This window comes from Klebsiella sp. CN_Kp113 (assembly GCF_040064585.1).
GTDB lineage: Bacteria > Pseudomonadota > Gammaproteobacteria > Enterobacterales > Enterobacteriaceae > Klebsiella > Klebsiella michiganensis.
On sequence record NZ_JBEAID010000011.1, the window covers coordinates 1 to 19,149 of the forward strand.

21 protein-coding genes and 1 tRNA gene are annotated in these 19,149 nt (G+C 55.3%); 6 read left to right on the forward strand and 16 right to left on the reverse strand.

Annotated features, from left to right (window positions below):
* Window positions 1-35: 35 nt before the first annotated feature.
* A tRNA-Phe gene (locus ABLV30_RS05045) sits at window positions 36-111 on the reverse strand.
* A gap of 105 nt (window positions 112-216) precedes the next feature.
* Complete coding sequence (locus tag ABLV30_RS05050) at window positions 217-933, reverse strand: DUF554 domain-containing protein (protein WP_004135818.1); 717 nt, start codon at window positions 931-933, stop codon at window positions 217-219.
* A gap of 437 nt (window positions 934-1,370) precedes the next feature.
* On the opposite strand from ABLV30_RS05050, the gene ABLV30_RS05055 reads away from it, so the two are divergent.
* The gene (locus ABLV30_RS05055; protein WP_142469408.1) at window positions 1,371-3,509 is read left to right on the forward strand and encodes an ornithine decarboxylase; all 2,139 of its coding nucleotides are present in this window, start codon (window positions 1,371-1,373) and stop codon (window positions 3,507-3,509) included.
* A gap of 67 nt (window positions 3,510-3,576) precedes the next feature.
* On the opposite strand, the gene ABLV30_RS05060 is transcribed toward ABLV30_RS05055, so the two are convergent.
* The 4 genes from ABLV30_RS05060 to mutY all read right to left on the reverse strand — a co-directional run bounded on the left by ABLV30_RS05060 (window position 3,577) and on the right by mutY (window position 7,521).
* Window positions 3,577-4,833 carry a nucleoside permease gene (locus ABLV30_RS05060; RefSeq protein WP_049101233.1) on the reverse strand — a complete coding sequence of 419 codons (1,257 nt, stop codon included), beginning with the start codon at window positions 4,831-4,833 and terminating at the stop codon, window positions 3,577-3,579.
* A gap of 193 nt (window positions 4,834-5,026) precedes the next feature.
* Entirely contained in the window at window positions 5,027-6,109 is a 1,083-nt protein-coding gene (gene mltC, locus ABLV30_RS05065) for a membrane-bound lytic murein transglycosylase MltC (RefSeq protein ID WP_014226844.1), read from the reverse strand.
* 50 nt (window positions 6,110-6,159) lie between these two features.
* A complete protein-coding gene (locus tag ABLV30_RS05070; RefSeq protein WP_004854175.1) occupies window positions 6,160-6,435 on the reverse strand; it encodes an oxidative damage protection protein in 276 nt (91 codons plus the stop codon).
* A 27-nt stretch (window positions 6,436-6,462) separates the two neighbouring features.
* On the reverse strand, window positions 6,463-7,521 hold the full coding sequence (gene mutY, locus ABLV30_RS05075) for an A/G-specific adenine glycosylase (protein ID WP_009651815.1): 1,059 nt from the start codon (window positions 7,519-7,521) through the stop codon (window positions 6,463-6,465).
* 136 nt (window positions 7,522-7,657) lie between these two features.
* Here mutY and trmB point away from each other — a divergent pair, with 136 nt between their 5' ends.
* The 3 genes from trmB to ABLV30_RS05090 are packed head-to-tail and all read left to right on the forward strand — an operon-like array spanning window position 7,658 to window position 9,473.
* Window positions 7,658-8,377: a tRNA (guanosine(46)-N7)-methyltransferase TrmB gene (trmB, locus tag ABLV30_RS05080; protein WP_004854170.1), complete on the forward strand. Its 720-nt coding sequence runs from the start codon at window positions 7,658-7,660 to the stop codon at window positions 8,375-8,377.
* Window positions 8,377-8,703 carry a YggL family protein gene (locus ABLV30_RS05085; RefSeq protein WP_004854168.1) on the forward strand — a complete coding sequence of 109 codons (327 nt, stop codon included), beginning with the start codon at window positions 8,377-8,379 and terminating at the stop codon, window positions 8,701-8,703. Before trmB ends, ABLV30_RS05085 begins: the two co-directional genes overlap by 1 nt.
* Window positions 8,704-8,753: 50 nt before the next feature.
* On the forward strand, window positions 8,754-9,473 hold the full coding sequence (locus ABLV30_RS05090; protein WP_009651812.1) for a DUF2884 domain-containing protein: 720 nt from the start codon (window positions 8,754-8,756) through the stop codon (window positions 9,471-9,473).
* A 48-nt stretch (window positions 9,474-9,521) separates the two neighbouring features.
* Here the strand turns inward: ABLV30_RS05090 and ABLV30_RS05095 are convergent, their stop codons facing one another.
* From ABLV30_RS05095 to ABLV30_RS05130, 8 genes are all read right to left on the reverse strand, one after another.
* Window positions 9,522-10,823: a TRAP transporter large permease subunit gene (locus tag ABLV30_RS05095; protein WP_004105725.1), complete on the reverse strand. Its 1,302-nt coding sequence runs from the start codon at window positions 10,821-10,823 to the stop codon at window positions 9,522-9,524.
* Window positions 10,823-11,326: a TRAP transporter small permease gene (locus tag ABLV30_RS05100; RefSeq protein WP_014226842.1), complete on the reverse strand. Its 504-nt coding sequence runs from the start codon at window positions 11,324-11,326 to the stop codon at window positions 10,823-10,825. Before ABLV30_RS05100 ends, ABLV30_RS05095 begins: the two co-directional genes overlap by 1 nt.
* A 46-nt stretch (window positions 11,327-11,372) precedes the next feature.
* A complete protein-coding gene (locus ABLV30_RS05105; RefSeq protein ID WP_014839537.1) occupies window positions 11,373-12,359 on the reverse strand; it encodes a TRAP transporter substrate-binding protein in 987 nt (328 codons plus the stop codon).
* A gap of 304 nt (window positions 12,360-12,663) precedes the next feature.
* Entirely contained in the window at window positions 12,664-13,800 is a 1,137-nt protein-coding gene (hemW, locus tag ABLV30_RS05110) for a radical SAM family heme chaperone HemW (RefSeq protein WP_032751248.1), read from the reverse strand.
* Window positions 13,793-14,386: an XTP/dITP diphosphatase gene (locus ABLV30_RS05115; RefSeq protein WP_004854157.1), complete on the reverse strand. Its 594-nt coding sequence runs from the start codon at window positions 14,384-14,386 to the stop codon at window positions 13,793-13,795. Before ABLV30_RS05115 ends, hemW begins: the two co-directional genes overlap by 8 nt.
* 12 nt (window positions 14,387-14,398) lie before the next feature.
* On the reverse strand, window positions 14,399-14,689 hold the full coding sequence (yggU, locus tag ABLV30_RS05120) for a DUF167 family protein YggU (protein WP_004854155.1): 291 nt from the start codon (window positions 14,687-14,689) through the stop codon (window positions 14,399-14,401).
* Entirely contained in the window at window positions 14,686-15,252 is a 567-nt protein-coding gene (locus ABLV30_RS05125) for a YggT family protein (RefSeq protein ID WP_004105714.1), read from the reverse strand. Before ABLV30_RS05125 ends, yggU begins: the two co-directional genes overlap by 4 nt.
* A gap of 17 nt (window positions 15,253-15,269) precedes the next feature.
* The gene (locus tag ABLV30_RS05130) at window positions 15,270-15,974 is read right to left on the reverse strand and encodes a YggS family pyridoxal phosphate-dependent enzyme (RefSeq protein ID WP_046877685.1); all 705 of its coding nucleotides are present in this window, start codon (window positions 15,972-15,974) and stop codon (window positions 15,270-15,272) included.
* A gap of 16 nt (window positions 15,975-15,990) precedes the next feature.
* Between ABLV30_RS05130 and ABLV30_RS05135 the strand changes: the two genes are divergently transcribed.
* A complete protein-coding gene (locus ABLV30_RS05135; protein ID WP_014839535.1) occupies window positions 15,991-16,971 on the forward strand; it encodes a type IV pilus twitching motility protein PilT in 981 nt (326 codons plus the stop codon).
* Between the two features lie 348 nt (window positions 16,972-17,319).
* Window positions 17,320-17,973: a LuxR C-terminal-related transcriptional regulator gene (locus tag ABLV30_RS05140; RefSeq protein ID WP_014226837.1), complete on the forward strand. Its 654-nt coding sequence runs from the start codon at window positions 17,320-17,322 to the stop codon at window positions 17,971-17,973.
* A 55-nt stretch (window positions 17,974-18,028) separates the two neighbouring features.
* Here ABLV30_RS05140 and ruvX read toward each other — a convergent pair whose 3' ends face one another.
* The gene (gene ruvX / locus ABLV30_RS05145) at window positions 18,029-18,445 is read right to left on the reverse strand and encodes a Holliday junction resolvase RuvX (protein ID WP_014226836.1); all 417 of its coding nucleotides are present in this window, start codon (window positions 18,443-18,445) and stop codon (window positions 18,029-18,031) included.
* Window positions 18,445-19,008 (reverse strand): YqgE/AlgH family protein, encoded by a 564-nt coding sequence (locus ABLV30_RS05150; protein WP_014226835.1) that lies wholly within the window; start codon window positions 19,006-19,008, stop codon window positions 18,445-18,447. The genes ruvX and ABLV30_RS05150 overlap by 1 nt, the downstream gene beginning before the upstream one ends.
* Window positions 19,009-19,149 lie beyond the last annotated feature (141 nt).

Consider the following 19,149-nt stretch of genomic DNA (forward strand, 5'->3'; position numbering starts at 1 on the left):
CAAAAACCCGCCTTTTGGGCGGGTTCTTTAAATAGTGGTGCCCGGACTCGGAATCGAACCAAGGACACGGGGATTTTCAATCCCCTGCTCTACCGACTGAGCTATCCGGGCAACGGGGCGCATTAAACCTGATTCACCGCACCTCGTCAACGAAATTTATCTGTTTCGCAGCAGACTGAACAATCTATCACCACATTGCGTCAAAAGCACGCATCTTCAGGCGAAAAACGCCGTCCAGGCCACTGAAATCGGCATCGCCAGCACCAGGGCCGGCAGCATATTCACCACGGCGAACATTTTAATTCCGCAGATGCGCAGACCGGTCGCGACCAGCAGCATGCCGCCGACGGCGGTGAAATCCGCCATCATCATCGGCGTGGTTAACGGCATAATCAGCGACGCGCAGGCCGCCAGCGCCAGCTGGATGGCCAGCATCGGTACGCAAATGGCCGAGACGGCCAGCCCCAGGGTGCAGGCGAAGATGGTGGCGGTAAAGAAGTCGAGAAACGCTTTGGCAATAAGAATGCTGGCGTCGCCGGTCATTCCTTCGCGCATCGCGCCGAAAATCCCGGTACCGCTGGCGCAGAACAGCACGATTATCGCGACGTAGCTTTGAATATAGGACTCATGCGCTGAGACCTTTTTCTGCCCCTTTTTGGGCGAAAGCAGCTGCTGGAGCTTACTGACCAGCGTATTAATGCCTTTCTCCATGTTGCACACTTCGCCAAGCAGCGCGCCCACCAGCGTTGAAAGCACCATCACCGGCAGGTTGGCGCATTTGATCACCAGCAGAATGCCGATGCCCAGCGACGCGAGGCCAAAAATAGAGGTCATTGATGTACGAATCCGTTCCGGCAATCTTTGACTTAAGAGTGCGCCGAGTACGCCGCCCAAAAGGACCGCGCCGGCGTTAATAAATGGCCCTGTAACCACAGCATGACTCTTGTTAATTATCCCTAATGACTGCATTATTATGACGCTAAACGGGCCAAAAGGCTTGCGCATCCGTGGTATGGCTGCATACGTAATTCATCTTGCGCGGTAGATTTAAAGGTGACATGATTGCGCGAATTTTCTCCTCTCCTGAATGAGGCCGCCGTGATGACGACATCGCCGCTACATCGCCGTTGCCGCTGCGTACAGATGCGCAGGCAGCCTCGTCTTGCTACCCTTACACTGCAACTTCTGCCCACCATGCGGTGAGCGTAACGCAGGCTCACTGCAGGACAACAGTAAGATCGGACGCGGTCTGCTTTTACTGATGTCTGGCGGTCGGAGCTGGGATCCAGCCAGACCCTGACATTTCGTTGGCCAGAGCTCAGACGCCCTGGCCGAAGCCTTTTACTCTCCGGAAACGGGTATTCGCGCTCATGAAATCAATGCACATTGCCGCCAGCCGCGAGCTGGTATCCCGCCTGTCCACCCACCGTCGCGTGGTGGCCCTGGACAGTACAGATTTTACCGATGTGGCGGCAGTCGTCATTACCGTAGCGGACAGCCGCAGCGGCATCCTTGCGTTACTGAAACGCACCGGGTTCAACCTGCCGGTTTATCTGTTCAGTGACGCTGACCACGAAAAACCAGAAGGCGTGACGGCCATCGTTAGCGGCAAAGAGCAGGAGTGGCTCGAACTGGAAGCCGCCGCCTGCGACTATGAAGAGAACCTGCTGCCGCCGTTCTTCGATACGCTGACCCAATACGTTGAGATGGATAACAGCACCTTCGCGTGTCCGGGCCATCAGCACGGCGCCTTCTTTAAGAAGCATCCGGCGGGACGGCAGTTTTTCGACTTCTTTGGTGAAAACGTCTTTCGCGCCGACATGTGCAACGCCGACGTTAAGCTTGGCGATCTGCTGATTCATGAAGGGTCTGCCAAACACGCGCAGAAGTTCGCGGCGAAGGTCTTCAACGCCGATAAAACCTACTTCGTCCTTAACGGCACCTCTGCGGCGAACAAAGTGGTGACCAACGCGCTGCTGACGCGCGGCGATCTGGTACTGTTTGACCGTAACAACCATAAATCCAATCATCATGGCGCGCTGATTCAGGCCGGCGCAACGCCGGTTTATCTCGAAGCGTCGCGTAATCCGTTTGGTTTTATTGGCGGTATCGACGATCGCTGCTTCGATGAGAAATACCTGCGCGAACTGATACGCGAGACGGCGCCGGAAAAAGCCGATGCGCCGCGCCCGTTCCGCCTGGCGGTGATTCAGCTCGGTACTTATGATGGGACGGTGTACAACGCCCGCCAGGTGGTCGATAAAATCGGCGGTCTGTGCGACTACATCCTGTTTGACTCGGCCTGGGTCGGCTACGAGCAGTTTATCCCGATGATGGCCGACTGTTCGCCGCTGCTGCTGGACCTGACGCCGGACGACCCGGGCATTTTTGTCACTCAGTCGGTGCACAAACAGCAGGCCGGTTTTTCGCAAACGTCGCAGATCCATAAAAAAGATAACCACCTGCGCGGACAGGAACGTTTTTGCCCGCATAAGCGGCTCAACAACGCCTTTATGCTGCACGCCTCGACCAGCCCGTTTTATCCGCTGTTCGCCGCTCTGGACGTGAATGCCAAAATTCACGAAGGAGAGAGCGGGCGCCGCCTGTGGGCGGAGTGCGTGGCGCTGGGTATCGAAGCGCGCAAGGCGATTATCGCCAACTGCAAAATGATCCAGCCGTTTATTCCACCGGTGGTGGCGGGGCGTCCGTGGCAGGATCACCCCACTGAAGCCATCGCCCGCGAACGGCGCTTCTTTAGCTTTGAGCCGGGCGCGCGCTGGCACGGCTTCGAAGGCTATGCCAGCGATCAGTATTTCGTTGACCCCTGTAAACTGCTGCTGACGACGCCGGGGATCGATGCGGAGAGCGGAAAATATACCGATTTTGGTATCCCGGCGACCATTCTGGCCCACTACCTGCGCGAAAACGGCATCGTGCCGGAGAAGTGCGATCTGAACTCCATTCTGTTCCTGCTGACGCCCGCAGAGAGCGCCGAGAAGCTGGCGCAGCTGGTGGCGATGCTCGCCCAGTTTGAGCAGCATATTGAATCCGACACCCCGCTGGCCGACGTTCTGCCGACCATCTTTAATAAATATCCGGTGCGCTATCGGGATTACACCATCCGCGAGCTGTGCCAGGAAATGCATAACCTGTACGTCAGCTTTGACGTGAAGGATTTGCAAAAAGAGATGTTCCGCAAGAGGAGCTTCCCGCGCGCGGTGATGAACCCGCAGGACGCCAACCGCGAGTTTATTCGCGGTAACGTTGAACTGGTGCGCTTAAGCGAAGCCGAAGGGCGCATTGCGGCGGAGGGCGCGCTGCCGTATCCACCGGGCGTGCTGTGCGTCGTGCCTGGCGAAATCTGGGGCGGGGCGGTGCTGCGCTATTTTCTGGCGCTGGAGGAAGGCGTCAATATGCTGCCGGGCTTCTCGCCGGAGCTCCAGGGGGTCTACAGCGAAACGGACCCTGACGGCATTAAGCGGCTATATGGCTATGTGCTGAAAGCATAAAAAACGCGCCCCGTTGATAACACCGGGGCGCGTTTTTTTATTCGTAAATCTGGGGTAAGCCGTTTATTTAATGTGCGACGGTCTGCGCCCCGGTTGGTACGCGGACGTGCTTGTACTTAAACAGCGCCACAAAGGCAAAAGCCAGAACCAGCGAATAGCCGGCGAAAATCAGCCACACGGTTTGCCAGTCGGTAATCCCTTCGAGGGTGAAGTGCTCCACCACTTTGCCGCTTACCATCCCGCCAAGTATGCAGCCGAAGCCGTTGGTCATCATCAGGAACATCCCCTGCGCGCTGGCGCGGATTTCCGGGCGAACCTCTTTTTCCACAAACACCGAACCCGAGATGTTGAAGAAGTCGAAGGCGCAGCCATAAACGATCATCGACAGCACCAGTAGCACGGTGCCGAACGGGGTCGGGTCGCCGTAAGCGAACAGGCCGAAGCGCAGCATCCACGCCACGATACTAATCAGCATCACGTTTTTGATGCCGTAGCGGCTGAGGAAGAACGGGATGGTCAGGATGAACAGGGTTTCCGAGATCTGCGAAATCGACATCATCACCGAGGCGTGCTGCACGATAAAGCTGCTGGCGAACAGCGGATCTTTATCAAAGCTGTGCAGGAAGGTGTTGCCGAACATATTGGTGATTTGCAGTTCGGCGCCCAGCATCATCGAGAAAATAAAGAAGATCGCCATACGTTTGTTTTTAAACAGCGCGAAGGCATCAAGGCCCAGCATGGCGGTCCAGCTCTGGTTTTTCTGCTGATTGGCCACCGGAATATGCGGCAGCGTCAGGGTGAAGAGCACCAGCAGCAAGGAGAGCGCCGCGCCGATATAGAGCTGCATATGGCTCAGTTCAAAGCCGGAGAAGCTGACGCCCCACATGGCGAGGATAAAACCAATGGTGCCCCAGATACGAATCGGCGGGAAATCGGTCACGATATCCATATCCGCAGACTGCAGGCGGTAGTACGAAATGGTGTTAATCAGCCCCAGCGTTGGCATATAGGCCAGCGAGTTGAGCAGGATGACGAGGAACATTTCCCCCGGCGTGGTGACCTGGGCGGCGAGCCACAGCGTCAGCGCGCCGACCAGATGGCAAATGGCATAAACCCACTTGGCGCTGATCCATTTATCGGCAACGATACCGAGCAGCGTCGGCATAAACACTGCGGCGATACCGAGTGAGCTATAGACCGCTCCGATGGCCGCACCGTCGAACTTGAGGGTGACGAACATATACGAGCCGAGCGTGGTCAGCCAGCTTCCCCAGAGGCAGAACTGCAGGAACGACAGTACTTTGAGCTGCAGCTTAAGATTCATGTTTTGATCCTCACGGATATAGAATTGTTTTGTGTTTTAAATAACATTTATGGCGTTATTTTGGTTGGATTCTATCATTTATGCGATGGATGCTTTTGTTAACTGCCGCAGAAAATCGCAAAACAGTTGCGCAACTCTATTGTGTATAGCAAAAGGAATACGCCCTTGAGGAAACAAGGGCGCTGGAGGGAGATTATCTGCGGCGGTAGCCTTTCTGCGCCGAGTTAACCTTATACAGATAACGACGCGACTCGGCGGAGGGGTGACGGCTGGTGATGGTCTGATAAACATCTCCCGGCGTCATGTTGTTGATGATATTCGCCGCCTGAACCTTATCGCTGGAGAAGACCCGCAGTACGCTGCCCGCGCCGCCGTTATAGGCGGTGATGACCGCATAGCGACGCGAGGTCGGGTTGGTGATGCCGGACAAATAGACGTTGTTCAGCATCGCCAGATAGGCGGTGCCGGTGTCGATGTTATTGACCGGATCGAACAGATAGCTGCGGCTCGGCAGGCCTGATTTGCCCTGCGAACGGAATACGTCCTTCCCGGCGCTGTGCTGCACCACCTGCATCAGCCCCAGCGCGTCGGCGTGGCTGACCGCATAGGGGTTAAAGGAAGATTCGGTTTGCATAATTGCCAGGATCAGCGATTCATCAACGCCGTATTTGCGCGATGCCTGACGGACCATGCCAATGTATTTATGCGCGCGTTTGTCGAGGTGGTTCGGCACCAGGTTGATGGTGATGCTGTAGATCATGCGCGGGCCGTTGCTGCGGCTTTTCAGGCGAGTTTGCAGCAGATAGTCGGCGAAGCGCGAGGCGCGCCACTCCCAGCGAATCGACTCGCCGGTGTTATCCACCACCTGACCGTACAGGAACGGCTCTTTTGAAATCTGAATATCATCGACGTCGGAATAGAGGTCGATGGAGTTCGGGTCGTCGCCCATCAGCAGGGTTTTAATAATCGCCTGGCGCAGGCGCCCGGCCGGGTCGGTGCCGGCGATGGTTTCGACGGTAATCGTCCCCGCATCAAAGTTGATATGGCTACGGGTCTGATACTGGTCGGTGTATTTGACGTAGTCCTTCGGCCCGGCGAGCAGAACTTCGTTATAACCCCAAATATTCTCGATGTTATGGGCGAACTGGCCCATCAGAATGTCAAAGCCGTTGGTGTCCTTTACCCACGCCTCGTTGTACTCGGCGCCTTTTTTGGTTGAGCTGGAACACGAAACGAGCAAAGGCGCAATCAGCGCTAGCGCTAAGTATTTTTTCATCATTCCGGGAGTGCGTGTTGTGTTTATTGTTGTAAAGGGCCGTCAGGCCCTTACTGTTTTTCTGGCGGCGTGTAGCCTTCGATGTGCACGTCTTTACCTTCAAACAGGAACTGAACCATCTCCTGCTCCAGCAGTTTGCGATGCTCCGGGTTCATCATGCTGAGTTTTTTCTCGTTGATCAGCATCGTCTGCTTATGCTGCCACTGGGCCCAGGCTTCTTTGGAGATTTCGTTATAGATGCGTTTGCCCAGCTCGCCCGGGTACAGCTGAAAATCCTGGCCCTCGGCTTCACGCTGCAGGAAAGTACAAAAAATCGTTCTGCTCATTCTTAATCCTCTTTAATCGCCAGAAAGCTAAACCGGTGCTCCGGCTTTTAACTGTTGCAACAAGCGCTCCACGGGAGCCGCCAGACCGACGGACGGCGGCTGCGCTAAGTTATACCAGAGTGCGCCCCCTTCATCCATGCATGCGCCGGATGAGTGCACTGTAAGCCACATCGGCACAATATCCAGATGGAAATGGCTGAAAGTGTGGCGGAACGCGGTTAATTGCGTCAGATTATCGGTCTTAATCTGACGCTGGGCCAGCCACGCCCGCAGCGCATCTTCATCCTCAAACTGCGGGAAGCAGAACAAACCGCCCCATAAGCCCACCGGCGGGCGCTGGGAGAGGAACACCTCGTCGCCGTGCTGCATCAGCAGGAAATAGCCGGTACGCTCGGGGATCGTCTGTTTCGGTTTTTTGCCTGGGTATTGAGCCCATGAATGATTTGCGTAGGCCACGCAGCCGTTATTCAGCGGACAGAGCTCGCATTTTGGTTTCGAGCGGGTACACACCATCGCCCCGAGGTCCATCATGGCCTGGTTAAAACGCTCGACGCCTTTGGCCGGCGTGACGTCCTCGGCGATCTCCCACAGGCGTTTCTCAACCTCTTTTTTCCCCGGCCAACCGCTGACAGCATAGCAGCGCGCGAGCACGCGCTTCACGTTACCGTCGAGAATCGGATAATGCTGACCGAGAGAAAGGGATAAAATCGCGCCGGCGGTAGAGCGGCCCACGCCCGGCAGCGCGGCGACTTCATCGAAGGTCTGCGGGAATTTGCCGTCGTGCAGCGTGGCCACCTGCTGCGCCGCTTTATGTAAATTGCGCGCGCGGGCGTAATAGCCCAGGCCGGTCCACAGATGCAGGACTTCATCGAGGGGCGCGTTCGCCAGGTCGGTAATCGTTGGGAAACGCGCCATAAAGCGTTCAAAATAGGGGATGACCGTCGCCACTTGTGTTTGTTGCAACATCACCTCGGAGAGCCATACTTTGTAGGGCGTCTTGCCGATTTGCCAGGGCAGGGTTTTACGCCCGTATTTGTCGTACCAGTCCAGCACCTGGGCTGAAAATTGCGCGGCGGGAAAAGTCAAAGCTACGGCTCCGGGATAGCGATTATAAGGTGGCAGATTGCAGCACAAGGGCGAGAGGCTGTAAACCCTTGCATCCGCCGGGTAACTTTGGATAATGCCCGTTTTCCGAACACTCTCACAAGCAGACTTAACTTTTATGAAAAACGACGTCATATCTCCGGAATTCGATGAAAACGGCCGTCCGCTGCGCCGTATTCGCAGCTTCGTCCGTCGTCAGGGCCGCCTGACCAAAGGTCAGCAGCACGCGCTGGACAATATTTGGCCGGTGATGGGCGTTGAATTTAACGATGCGCCGCTCGATTTCGCCGCGCTGTTTGGCCGTGAGGCGCCGGTCACGCTGGAGATCGGTTTCGGTATGGGCGCTTCGCTGGTGGCGATGGCGAAAGAGAAGCCGCAGCAGAATTTCCTCGGCATTGAAGTGCACTCGCCGGGCGTCGGCGCCTGCCTGGCGTCCGCCGAAGAAGAGGGCGTGCAGAACCTGCGCGTCATGTGCCACGATGCGGTGGAAGTGCTGCATACGATGATTCCGGATAACTCCCTGAGCATGGTGCAGCTGTTTTTCCCTGACCCGTGGCACAAAGCGCGTCATAATAAGCGCCGTATCGTTCAGCCGCCTTTTGCCGAACTGGTGAAAAGTAAACTGAAGCTGGGCGGCGTCTTCCATATGGCGACCGACTGGGAGCAATATGCCGAGCATATGCTGGAAGTGATGTCCTCGCTTGAAGGGTATCGTAACCGGTCTGAAAGCAACGACTATGTGCCGCGCCCGGAATCGCGCCCGGTAACCAAATTTGAACAGCGTGGCCATCGTCTTGGCCACGGCGTATGGGACTTAATGTTCGAGAGGGTGAAATAATGGCAACGAATCGTAGCCGTCGTCTGCGTAAAAAAATGCATATCGACGAGTTTCAGGAAGTGGGTTTTTCCGTCGCGTGGCGTTTCGCGGATGGAACCAGCGAAGAGCAGATCGACCAGACCGTTAACGATCTGATTGATGAAGTGATTGAGCCTAATAAGCTGGCCTTTGACGGCAGCGGTTATCTTTCCTGGGAAGGCCTGATCTGCCTGCAGGAAATCGGCAAATGCACCGAGGAACACCAGGCCATCGTACGTAAATGGCTGGAAGATCGCGGGCTTGCCGATGTACGCACCAGCGAACTTTTTGATATCTGGTGGGACTAAGTTTGACAAGGGTCGGCAACTGCCGGCCCGTTTTGTCTGAAGGGAGTTAAATGATGCGCAAAACGCTGTTGGCATTGGCGCTTTCCGTCACCGCTTTGTCCGCGCATGCGGACTACCAGTGTAGCGTCACGCCGCGTGACGATGTCATCCTCAGCCCGCAGCAGGTGCAGGTAAAAGGCGAAAACGGCGATCTGGTGATTAAGCCGGACGGCAACCTGACCTTTAACGGTAAAGCGTATTCCCTGAACGCCGCTCAGCGCGAGCAGGCTCAGGACTATCAGGCTGGCCTGCGCAGCAGCCTGCCGTGGATTGATGAAGGCGCCCGCACGCGGGTAGAAAAAGGCCGCGCCGCGCTGGATAAAATTATTACCGAACAGGTGGGGGCCAGCAGCAGCATGCATAGCCGCCTGACCAAGCTTGATGCGCAGCTGAAAGCGCAAATGAGCCGCATAATTGAACATCGTAACGATGGCCTGACCTTCCACTATAAAGCCATCGATCAGGTGCGCGCCGACGGCCAGCAGCTGGTAAATCAGGCGATGGGCGGCATTCTGCAGGATAGCATCAACGAGATGGGGGCGAAGGCGGTTCTTAAAGGCGGCGGTAACCCGCTGCAGGGGATCCTCGGCAGCCTTGGCGGCCTGCAAACGGCCATTCAGGATGAATGGAAAAACCAGGAAGCCGATTTCCAGCAGTTTGGTAAGGATGTCTGCAGCCGCGTGGTCTCCCTTGAGGAGAGCCGCAAAGCGCTGGTGGGGTCGTTAAAGTAAGTTTTATTTCGCTACCTGCGCCCGCAGGTAGCGATTATGGTCAGTCGATCACATCAGCCCCAGCAGCTGCGGAATAAACAGCGAGATCTGCGGGATATAGACAATCATCATCAGCGCGATCAGCAGGGCGGCGTAGAACGGCAGCAGCGGTTTGATGAGCTGCTGAATTTTAACGCCGGAAATGGAGCAGCCAACGAACAGCGCGCTGCCTACCGGCGGCGTCAGCAGACCGATGCACAGGTTGGCGACCATCATGATGCCGAAATGCACCGGGTCCATCCCTAAATCCTGCGCGATGGGCAGGAATATCGGCGTGAAAATCAGCACCGCCGGGGTCATGTCCATAAAGATCCCAACGATTAACAGCACGATATTAATCAGCAGCAGTATCACCACCGGGTTTTCTGACACCCCCATTAGCGCATCGCTTATCATGTAGGGAATGTCGGCGTTGGTCATCGCCCACGACATGCCGACGGAAAAGCCGATCAGCAGCAGCACGATAGAGGTCATCACCACCGATTCAAGGATCAGCTTCGGCAGATCGCGCCATTTCACTTCCCGATAAATGAGCACCGACAGGATAAAGGTGTAGACCACGGCGATAGCCGACGCTTCGGTAGCGGTAAAAATGCCGCCGAGGATCCCGCCCATCACAATAATCACCAGCAGCAGGCTGGGCAGGGCGTCGAAAAACGCTTTTGCCGCCTGGGCGCAGGTGGGGCGTTCAGAAACCGGATAGCCGCGACGTTTAGCAATGACGGCACAGACCACCATAATAGCCAGGCCCATCAAAATGCCCGGCAGATAGCCGGCCATAAACAGCGACGCGACCGACACGCCGCCCGCCGTCAGGGAAAAGACGATCAGCACGTTTGACGGCGGAATAAGCAGGCCCGTGATGCACGACGAGACGTTCACCGCCGTGGAGAAAGCCGGATCGTAGCCTTTCTGCGTCTGAATGGGGTTCAGCGTGCCCCCTACCGCGGCGGCGGCGGCGACCGCCGAGCCTGAAATCGAGCCGAACATCATGTTTGCCAGCACGTTGACGTGGCCCAGAGAGCCCGGTACGCGTCCGACCATCACCTGAGCCAGATTGATTAAGCGTATGGCAATCCCGCCGCTATTCATCAGCGTACCGGCAAAGATAAAGAAGGGAATCGCCAGCAGGGCGAAGTTATCGAGGCCGTTCGCCAGGCGCTGAGAAACCGTAATCACCGCGATATCCCACGGGAACATCAGCAGCATTGAACCGACGGTGGCGATGCCGATAGAGAAGGAGATAGGTACGCCAATAAAAACCAGAATAAAGAAAGAGCCAAATAGCATCAGTGCGATATAGCTGTCCATCAATTTGCCCCCGCTTCAGCGTGCTTCATGTTTTTTAGCCCATTGCTGACAAAACATACTGCGTAAAACATCATAATGAGGCCGGTTAACGGCAGGATCAGATAGACGTAGCCCATGGGGATCTGCATTGCCGCTGAGACCTGGGAGGTCGACAGCGTTTTTTCAATCAGCTTCACGCCGCCGGTCACAATCACCGATCCGGCAAAAATAAAGATCAGCAGATTAATGATGACGCTGAGCAGCGCCTGCCTGCGGGGAGGGAGCGTCATCGCCAGTAAGTCGATAGCCAGATGACGCTGGGCGCCGACGGTATATGCCGCACCCAGTAGCCCGACCCAGATCATCAAAAAGCGCGCCAGCTCGTCGGTCAGGGTGCTGGGCTGGTTGAGTACGTAGCGGCTGAACACCTGCCAGACGACGCAAACAACCAGCGCAATCATAACGGCGACGGAGAATGCGGCGATCGTGCGGTCCACCGCCAGCTTTATGCGGTTAAGTATCATCATTGTTTTCCCGATGAAAGCGGGCCAGCGGCTGGCCCGCTAAGTGTTATTCGGCGGCAGCTTCAAATTTGGCCAGCAGGGCGGCCTGCTTCGGATCTTTTTTGAACTCATCAAACAGCGGCTGCACGGCGGCGCGGAACGGCGCTTTATCCACTTTGATAATTTCGCCGCCCATGGCTTTGGCCTGCGCGCGGGTGTCGGCATCGATCTTGTCCCACAGTTTTTGCTGATACGCTTCGGAAGCTTTCGCCGCCTTGATCAGGATTTGCTGCTGATCCGGCGTCAATTTGTCCCAGGTTTTACTGGAAATAACGAGGAAATCCGGGATGGAGGCATGTTCATCTTCTGAGAACACTTTCGCGATTTCGATATGGCGCGTTTGCACCCAGGAAGGCACGTTGTTCTCCGCGCCATCCACCACGCCCTGCTGCATGGCAGTATAAACTTCACCAAAGGAAATAGGGGTTGGCGAACCGCCCATTAATTCGACCATTTTTAAGGTTGTCGGGCTGGCCTGGACGCGGATCTTCAATCCTTTTAAATCTTCCGGTTTAGTGATGGGCTTTTTGGCGTAAAAACTGCGGGTCCCGGCAACATAGGCGGAAAGCGCAAAGAATCCTTTATCTTTCGTGGACTCCATAATTTCCTTGCCCACGTCACCAAAGACGACTTTATTGAAGTGATTCTGATCTTTAAACAGGAACGGTAAATTATATATCGCGTAGACGTTATCGAATGATTCCAGATCGCTGGCGGAACCTTTGGTCATATCCAGCGCGCCGTTTTGTAATAGCTCCATCGTTTCGCGCGCGCTGCCCATCTGGCTACTGGGATATATACGAATCTTCATATCACCGTTGGAAAGTTGGTTAACCTCTTTGGACATCGCCTCAAAGGCCTGATGGACAACGTGGCTACGTTCGAGGTTATGTGCCAGTTTTAACGTGACTTTTTCAGCTGCGCTGGCGCCGGAAGCGAGCAGGGCAAGCAGAGATACACACGCCAGAGAACGAGAAAAAGAGAGTTTTTTCATGAGTCGGCTCCATGCACTTAGGGTAATTGGTCAATATCTTAAGGGGTATTCTTTGTTTCTGTATGACATATTATCCTTGTTGTCGTACATCTTTAAGCTGTCTGACTCACACTTTTTCGCAATCAGGCGATCAAATACGTATTTTTGTGCGGTAGGTTATATTTATTTTTAATAAATGAATGTGAATTTATTTTTATTGGAAATGTTGAATTGAGATGATTCGGAAATAGGGATATTGATATTTCGGAAAAAATGAATAATTAATTATCCCGTTATTTTTATAACGGGATAAGCATAGCGAGGTTTATTCGCTGAGGAATAATTCGAGAAGGGAGTTCAAAAAGAGCTTACCGTGCTCGGTAATCTGCCAGCAGCGCTCATCTTCCGTCAGATAGCCCTCAGCAATGGCGGCATCGATTTGCGGACGGATTGTACGCTCATCAAGCCCGGTGTAGCGGCTGAATTCATCTCGCGGCGCCGCTTCCAGCAGGCGGAAACGGTTCATAAAGAACTCGAACGGCTTATCCGCATCTTCCACATCATGCTGGCGCTCCAGATAACGGCCTTCCATATAGCCGCGCGGGTGGCGGGTTTTCGCCGTCCGCAGAATGCGCCCGTCCGGGAAGGTCACTTTGCCGTGCGCGCCGCAGCCAATGCCCAGGTAGTCGCCAAAGCGCCAGTAGTTCAGGTTATGCTGGCACTGATACCCCGGCTTAGCGTAGGCGGAGGTTTCATATTGTTGATAGCCCGCCGCGCTGAGCAGGCTGTGCCCCTGCTCATAAATATCCCACAGCGCGTCGTCGTCCGGCAGGGTCGGCGGACGCGAGCCAAACAGGGTGTTTGGCTCAATGGTCAGCTGATACCAGGAGAGATGCGGCGGATTGAGCGCAATCGCCTGACGCAGGTCGTCCAGCGCCTCTTCCAGAGACTGATCCGGCAGACCGTGCATTAAATCGAGGTTAAAGCTGCGCAGTCCCAGACCGCTTGCCAGGTTTGCCGCGCGTTTGGCTTCCTGCGGCCCGTGGATGCGCCCGAGACGCTGGAGCTTCTGTTCGCTAAAGCTCTGTACGCCGATGGAGATGCGATTAATACCTGCGCGCTGATACTCGACAAAACGGTCCGCTTCTACGGTGCCGGGGTTGGCTTCCATCGTGATTTCCGCGTTGCCCGCCAGGGGAAGAGCTTCCCGCACGCCGTCGAGCAGGGTTTGCATCGCCGGGCCTGAGAGCAGGCTCGGCGTACCGCCGCCGATGAAAATAGTGCCGATTTCACGTCCCTGCGCATAGTGGGCGTCGGCCCGCAGATCGTTCAGCAGATGCTGAACGTAGTCGTCGTGCGGTACCTCGCCCTTCAACGCATGCGAGTTGAAATCGCAGTACGGGCATTTTTGCACGCACCACGGGATGTGAATATAGAGGCTCAGGGGCGGCAAATTAGCCATTACGTAAGGCTTCCAGTAACAGTTTGAGCGCGCGTCCGCGGTGGGAAATGGCGCTCTTTTCTTCACGGCTCAGCTCCGCTGCGGTTTTACCTTCCGTCGGAACAAAGAATATCGGGTCGTAACCAAAGCCGCCGCTGCCTGCGGCTTCGCGAGCGATGATGCCCGGCCAGCTGCCGTGGCAAACCAGCGGGGTGGGATCTTCCGCATGGCGCAGATAGACCAGCACGCAGTGGAATTGCGCCTGGCGCCGATCGTCAGGCACGTCGCGCAGCGCGTCGAGCAGCTTTTCGAGATTGCGCTGGTCGGTCGCGTCTTCGCCGGAATAGCGGGCGGAATAGATGCCGGGCGCGCCGCCTAACGCATCAACGGCCAGACCTGAGTCATCGGCGATGGCCGGGAGGCCGGTAATCTGCGCGGCATGACGCGCTTTCAGAATGGCGTTTTCGATAAAGGTCAGGCCGGTTTCCTCTGCGGAATCCACGCCCAGTTCGGTTTGCGCCACGATATCGAGGCCAAAATCTGCCAGCAGCGAGGCCAGCTCGCGCACTTTCCCGGGATTGCCGGTGGCGAGAACAACTTTTTGCATATGAGATCCTGTCTATTCTTTCAGGGCGGCGACCCCATCGGGGATCTGCTGCGGATGAATGATTTTTATCTGTTTGTGGCGGCCCAGTTCGCCTTTCTCAATAAGCACCTGGCTTTTCGCTACGCGAAACTGTTTGGCGAGGAATTTTACCAGATGGGCGTTGGCCTGGCCGTCAACGGGAGGCGCGGTAATGGCGACTTTAAGCTCGTCGCCATGTAAACCAACGATGCTGTCGCGGCTGGCCTTAGGCTGAATATACAGCCGTAAGACCAACCCATCAGCGCAGGCTTCGACGGCACTCATAGCGCCATCCACAGCCCCGGAAGCAGAACGTTGCCGGTAGCCTGCAACAGTTCGGCGATACCCATGTTGATCACGTACAGCAGCAGAACCAGCACCATCGGCGAGAAATCAATGCCGCCCATCGATGGCAGCAGTCTGCGGATCGGACGCAGCAGCGGATCGGCCAACTGCATCAGGACATATTCCACCGGGCTGCGTCCCTGGCTTACCCAGCTCATGATTGCCATGAGCAGGAGAACCCAGAATATCAGCGAGCCGACGGTTTTAATGAGGATCAGCAGCGCGGAGATCCAGATAATCGGCTGGAAGGTGACGACCATAAACAGCACGATAGCTTTCACGACGCAGAGAATAAAGGCGACCAGCAGGGAGGCGCTGTCGAGCGGCCCCATCGCCGGGATAATGCGGCGCAGCGGCCCAACGACAGGCTGCGTAGCCTTGACCACGAACTGCGAAAACGGGTTATAAAAGTCGCAGCGCGCCCACTGCATCCAGACGCGTAACAACACGACCATTGTGTAAAGCTCAATGACCGTTGAGAGCAGGAAAGTCAACGTCTTCATGGCGTTCCTCAGATTCCTTATTTTTTGCTGTAGTCGCGCGCGCCGAAAATTGCGGTTCCGATGCGCACCATAGTGCTTCCCGCCGCGATGGCGGCTTCCATATCATCCGACATTCCCAGCGACAACGTATCGACGGTAGGGTAGTGCGTTTTTAGCCGCGCAAATGCTACCGCCATTTGTTGGGCGACGGCAAACTGCCTTACATATTCTGACTCTGGCGCGGGAATGGCCATTAAACCGCGCAGCTGCAGATTCGGCAGTTTCGCGATCTCTGCCGCCAGCGCGTCCAGCTCGTCAACGGGAATGCCCGACTTGCTCTGCTCATCGCTAATATTTATTTGAATCAGTACGTTAAGCGGCGTCATTTGCGCAGGTCGCTGTTCGCTAAGGCGCATGGCGATCTTCAGGCGATCGACGGTATGGCACCAGTCAAAATGCTCGGCCACCAGACGGCTTTTATTGGACTGCAGCGGCCCTATAAAGTGCCACTGTAGCCCGGTTGCGCCCTTTTCCTGAAAGTAGCGGATTTTCTCCACCCCTTCCTGAACATAATTTTCGCCAAACGCGACCTGGCCTGCGGCCATCGCTTCTTCGATAGCGCCCGCAGGTTTCGTTTTACTGACTGCAAGCAATGTAACTTCTTCTGGAGCACGGCCGCAGCGTGCGGCAGCGGCTGAGATTTTGTCCCGGACCTGTGCCAGGTTATGCGCAATATCGTTCATATACCGAGGATGAGTTATGGAACTGGAAGAAATAGTGGCCCTTAGTGTAAAGCATAACGTCTCCGATCTACACCTGTGCAATGCTTCAACGCCGCGCTGGCGTCGCCAGGGCAAGCTGGAGCCCGCGCCTTTTACCTCTCCGGATATTGGCAAGATACTCGCTGATTGGCTCAACGCCGAGCAGCTCGCCCAGTGGCAGGCCTGCGGACAGGTCGATTTCGCGCTGGCTCCGGCCGGCGGACCGCGCCTGCGCGCCAGCGCATTTGTCCACAACCGCGGTCTGTCGCTGGCCCTGCGTCTGCTGGCGGAAACCTGTCCGCAGCTGGCGGATCTCGGCGCGCCGGCCGCCTTAACGGAGCTGCTCAATGAGGAGAGCGGGCTTATCCTGGTCACGGGCGCCACCGGTAGCGGGAAATCCACCACCCTGGCGGCGATGGTGGGCTATCTTAATCAGCGCCTCAATGGCCATATCCTGACGCTGGAAGATCCGGTTGAGTTTATTCACCGCAGCGAGCGCTGCCTGATCCAGCAGCGGGAAATAGGTCGCCACTGCCCCTCATTTGCCGCGGCCCTGCGCGCTGCGCTGCGTCAGGACCCGGATGTCATTCTGCTAGGGGAACTGCGTGACAGCGAAACGATCCGCCTGGCATTGACCGCGGCGGAGACCGGACATCTGGTTATGGCGACGCTGCATACGCGCGGCGCGGCACAGGCGGTTGAAAGGCTGGTGGATGTTTTTCCTGCCCAGGAGAAAGAGCAGGTTCGTAGCCAGCTGGCGGGAAGTTTATGCGCGGTGCTGGCACAAAAATTGTTTCCGGATACTGCTGGCGGAAGAGTTGCGCTATACGAGCTTTTGGTTAATACCCCGGCGGTGGCGAATTTGATCCGCGAGGGGAAAACGCATCAGCTGCCCGGCGTGATGCAAACCGGGCAGCAATTCGGGATGCAAACTTTTACGCAAAGCTTTCAGCAACGTACGGCTGCGGGTCTTTTATAGCTGCATCTTTTATATTCAGACATCATACCAATGGCTTGTTATGATAATGTTTTATTAATGTTTGGTATCATTATTTTATATTACAAATAAGTACCTAAAATTAAGCCGAATAATGCACGCTATGAAAAACGAATTGACATAAACCTCCCATAACCAGGAAAAAAGTTTGATAATCTTTTGACTCTCTTAAGGCATTCGATTTATGCTGTTTACAGGGATAGGAAAATTCCCATGGAATAATGTTTCAAGGTGTAAGTTTGGTTTGAATTTATAAATACACCAGCGATCGTATTCTTGTTAATTCATTTAACCGCTATGAAGGCGGGAATCAACTAAGGAGAGTTTTAAGTGATTAATTTATCTGAGAATTCGGCTTTTTCTCACCAGGTTACTTTTATTACTCACCCCTCTATTCAAAGCAAAGCATTCGCAACCTGGCTGGCTGAGAAGTTATCTGCATCAGTCGTTCTGCAAAATATTAACAAACCCCTCGCGCAGCGTCTTTTGAAAGATTCTGTAATATTATTTGATATTGCAGTTTCAAATAAAAAGTTGAATAGCGTATGGCGTGACATTATTCGTCTGCAGGCGGATAACCCCCGTTTATTGATTATCAATAGCGCGCAAAAGTATGAGCTCTACGAAATGGCGCAGTGGCCAGCGCTGTACGGCGTTTTCCGTCATGACGATGATGAATCGCGCTTAATTGAGGGCGTTAAGGCTGTGCTGAACGGCGAACAGACGGCTGAATTGAGCGTGATGCACCCGGCGATGTATGCTGCGGATCATGTATCGGCGCCTGCGGAAAATTCACCGCTGACCGAGCGTGAATGTGAAATCCTGAATGAACTTCGCTGCGGGGCGACCAATCTGGATATTGCCCGCGCGCTGTTTATCAGTGAAAACACGGTGCGTACCCATCTGTACAACGTGTTCCGTAAGCTAAGCGTGAAGAACCGGACTCAGGCGGTCAGCTGGGCGAATGAGCATTTGCGCCACTAAAAATGAAATCAGGATGATGGCGCCTGCCGCTGCGGTAGGGCGCCATCATTGATGTTCAGAAACTTTGCTCGAAGTAGCTTTCCAGAATAATGACTGCAGAAGCGGAATCCACGCTGCCTTTATTGAGCGCCCGGAATCCACCGTGTTCGAATAGCCCGGCTCTGGCTTCAACCGTGCTCAGACGTTCATCATGCAGGGTTATTTGCACGCCGAAGCGGCCGTGGATTTTATTCGCGAAGTTGCGTGCGCGCGCGGTGAGGGGCTGTTCCGTACCGTCCATATTCAGCGGCAGGCCGACAATCACGGCTTCGGGCTGCCACTCTTTCAGCAGCTTTTCGATAATATTCCAGTCAGGCTTACCGTCCTGCGCTTTCAACGCGGGAAGGGGGCGGGCAGTGCCTGTGATGCGCTGCCCTACGGCGACGCCAATGCTTTTGGTGCCAAAATCAAAGCCTAAAAAAGTGCCGCTCATTACGCATGCCCCGCTTCGGCTGGCATCGTCACGATATCGATGCCAATGAGCTTCGCAGCATCGCGCCAGCGGTCAGCTATCGGCGTGCTGAACAAAATATTCCGATCGGCCGGCGCGGTGAGCCAGGCGTTATCCAGAATCTCTTGCTCCAGCTGGCCTTTCTCCCAGGAGGCATAGCCCAGCGCAACCAGCACGTTGTCCGGCTGTTTATCCGTACCCAGCGTTTCGAGCACGTCGCGGGAGGTGGTGATCACCGTGTTATCGGAAATACGAATGCTGGAAGAAAAGTCGGAAGGCGGCGAATGCAGTATAAAACCCCGATCCTCGGCCAGCGGGCCGCCAACCATCACCGGTTTATCCAGGCGAATCTCGGGATTGCGCGGTTCAGGCGTGATTTTTAACTTCTCCAGGATCCCTTCAACCTGCAGATTTTCCATCGGCTTATTGATGATGATGCCCATGGCACCGTCATCGTTATACTCGCAGATATAGACTACGGAGCGACGGAACATCGGGTCCTGGAGAGCAGGCATGGCAATTAGAAAGTGATGCTGTAAATTCATTGTCAGAGGTTCTGTTCCTGGTTCAAAAAAGCAGCACCCAGTATGCGGGTAAAGCAAGGGAGTGTCGATTCACTTTATCTTGCAGGCTCAAGGCGCGTTGTCGGTATGAACCTGAGCGTGAATCTCCTGAGCTGGCTCCAG